Raw genomic sequence first — 2,559 nt, 5'->3', positions numbered from 1 at the left:
CTGGACGGCCTTGCCATCGGCCTGCTGCTGGGCTGCTGCCTGTTCTGGGGCTTTCAGCAGGTGCTGGTGAAAGCCACCCTCCCCGAGCTGGCGCCGGTCTTTCAGGCCGCCATTCGTTTTGCCGGGGCCACGGTCCTGTTGTGGCTCTGGTGTCTGTGGCGCGGTGTGCGGATTTTTGAGCGCGATGGCTCGCTTGGCGCCGGGCTGCTGGCCGGCAGCCTGTTTGCCGCCGAGTTTGCCTGCCTCTACGCGGGTCTGCAGTATTCCACCGCCTCGCGCCTGACGGTGTTTCTCTATACCTCGCCGTTCTGGGTGGCGGTTTTGCTGCCTCTATTCGTGGCCTCCGAGAAGCTGCGTCCGATGCAATGGCTGGGCCTGACCTTTGCGTTTGTTGCCGTGGTGTTTGCCTTGCGTGAAGGCCTGGGCGCCGCCAGCCAAGCCCAGCAATGGCTGGGTGACTTGCTGGCCCTGACCGCTGGCATGCTGTGGGGTTTGACCACGGTGGTCATTCGTGGCTCGCGCCTGACGAAAGCTTCTCCCGAAAAACTGCTTTTTTACCAGGTCGGCGTCAGTACCGTGACGCTGCCGATACTGTCCTTCATTTTGGGCGAACGCTGGGTGTGGACCTTCAGCGCCTTTGCCAGCAGCTCTTTGCTGCTGCAAACCGTGGTCGGCGCCTTTGCCAGCTACCTGGCGTGGATGTGGATGCTGGGGCGCTACCCGGCGACGAAGATTTCGGCCTTCGTCTTTCTCACGCCGGTGTTCGCGCTGCTGTTTGGCTCGCTCTGGTTGCACGAACCGGTTACTATCAATTTAATAGCGTCCTTGTCAATGGTGGCGGGCGGTATCGTGCTGGTGAACCGCAAGCCTGCAGTCTAGTCGCGGGGCACCGCTCAATTCTGCAGCGAAGGGGCGCGCCAGGGCCGGGGCGAGAACCGAAATACCTGCGGATCGGCCGCATCCACGGTGGCCTTGACCCAACCGAAAAAAGGGTAGCCAAAGGTCTCCACGCGCGTGAAGTTCTTCACCACTTGCTGGCTCACCGGATCGCGCATCGGCTGGTTGATCTGTTGCCGGTGCGAATCGCCGTGCACCAGCACCACCGGCCCGGCAAAGGCCTGTGTTTCTTCCCGCAATTGGGTCAGGAAATCCCGATAGCCGGGTCGGGGTCGACCTTGGCTGGCTTCTTCAAACTCCGGATCGGCCTGGATCACGATCAGGATGCCCGCCAGCTTCTTGGTACGCGCCAGCGCAAACGCCTGCGCCAGCCAGGCCCGGTTGGCCGCGCTGCGCGCCACAAACTCCGGCACCGGGCCGCCGCCGCGTGTTGTGCCATGAAAGTTGTTCTCGCTGCCGGGCAGGTTGAGGCCGACAAACAGGGCGCCGCCGGCCTCCCAGCGCACGTTTTCGCGGTAGCGGGCGAAGGCCGGATCACGGCTCTGGCGCTCCAGCGGCAAGGGGCGCTGGCCGAGCGCGCCGTCGCCCACAAAAAACAGCTCACGCAGCTTGTCCAAGCGCTCCAGCGGATCGTAGCCCCCGTTGTTGCCGCGATGGCAGTCGGTCCACTCGTTGTCGCCAGGCACATAGACCAACGGCGTTTTTGACGCCTGAAAGACCCCCAGGATGTCGCGCAGCACGTCATCGCTGCACAGGCTGGAGCCGCTCTTGATGTCACCGTCATGGACGACAAAGGCCAGATCTTCACTGTCCATTTCAGCCAGGAGATCGGGCAGATGCTGGCGCTCCCAGCGACTGTAGGGCATGTCGCCAAAGAGCCCGAAGGAGACCGGCTGGGCGCTGGCCGGGACGGCCAGGCTGAGCAACAGAGAGAACACAGCAAGGGCGGAGTACAGTTTTTTCTTCATCTTGAGGCAGCGGGAGAGACCTGATGGTTCAACTTGACAAAGTCCACAGCGACTTGACGAAGTTCCAGACCACAGGCCTCGAAACGAGGAGTGGGGAATAGTAGCGTGTAAATAATTGCGTCCACCGTCCGTTCACGAACAACCGCGGCGGCTATGTGGCGGCTCCTTGTCGTCCGTTTGGCGGCGGCCTGACGTAGCACCCAGGCGTGACTGCGGACGATAGTAGGGGGTATTTGTTTATGACCCAGGAATCCCATAATGGACACCATGAAAATCGACACCGCTCTCATCAAGCAACTCCGCGAACAGCGTGCGTGGTCACAGGAACATCTGGCTTCCGTGGCCGGTCTGAGCCTGCGTACCGTCCAGCGCGTTGAAGCCGATGGCAGCGCCTCGGCGGAAACCCGCATGGCGATTGCCTCGGCCCTGGATATTGATGTTGCGCGACTGAATGTGTCGAGTCCGCTGCCAGCGGCAGAAGTGATACGGCCAGAGAGGGACTTCAAAATTGCCCGGCTGCATTACCGTTTGCTGCGTTTCCTGATCATTGGCGGACTGTTGGTCGGGGTCGATGTCTATTCTTCCGGCACCATCACCTGGTCGAAGTGGGTCATTCTCTTCTGGGGGGTGTTCCTGCTGCTGCGCATAGTCAAAACCTACCTGGTCGAACCCAGGCCTCGTGCCAATACCTGAC

The 2,559-nt window shown here is 61.6% G+C and carries 3 protein-coding genes; 2 read left to right on the top strand and 1 reads right to left on the bottom strand.

Going from position 1 to position 2,559, the window contains the following annotated elements:
- The coding region (locus B3V69_RS03635; RefSeq protein ID WP_296443894.1) for a DMT family transporter at positions 1 to 879 on the top strand (879 nt) is incomplete at its 5' end.
- Positions 880 to 893: 14 nt separating this feature from the next.
- On the opposite strand, the gene B3V69_RS03630 is transcribed toward B3V69_RS03635, so the two are convergent.
- Positions 894 to 1,865 carry a hypothetical protein gene (locus B3V69_RS03630; RefSeq protein WP_296443892.1) on the bottom strand — a complete coding sequence of 324 codons (972 nt, stop codon included), beginning with the start codon at positions 1,863 to 1,865 and terminating at the stop codon, positions 894 to 896.
- 267 nt (positions 1,866 to 2,132) lie between these two features.
- On the opposite strand from B3V69_RS03630, the gene B3V69_RS03625 reads away from it, so the two are divergent.
- The gene (locus B3V69_RS03625; protein WP_296443890.1) at positions 2,133 to 2,558 is read left to right on the top strand and encodes a 2TM domain-containing protein; all 426 of its coding nucleotides are present in this window, start codon (positions 2,133 to 2,135) and stop codon (positions 2,556 to 2,558) included.
- Position 2,559: the final 1 nt, after the last annotated feature.

The organism is Rhodoferax sp. UBA5149, from assembly GCF_002413825.1.
GTDB lineage: Bacteria > Pseudomonadota > Gammaproteobacteria > Burkholderiales > Burkholderiaceae_C > Rhodoferax.
This window is presented reverse-complemented; position numbering and strand designations above follow the sequence as displayed.

Coding starts and splice junctions, on each gene's coding strand:
- B3V69_RS03630 (WP_296443892.1), bottom strand. CDS start 1,865: ATGAAGAAAAAACTGTACTCCGCCCTTGCTGTGTTCTCTCTGTTGCTC.
- B3V69_RS03625 (WP_296443890.1), top strand. CDS start 2,133: ATGAAAATCGACACCGCTCTCATCAAGCAACTCCGCGAACAGCGTGCG.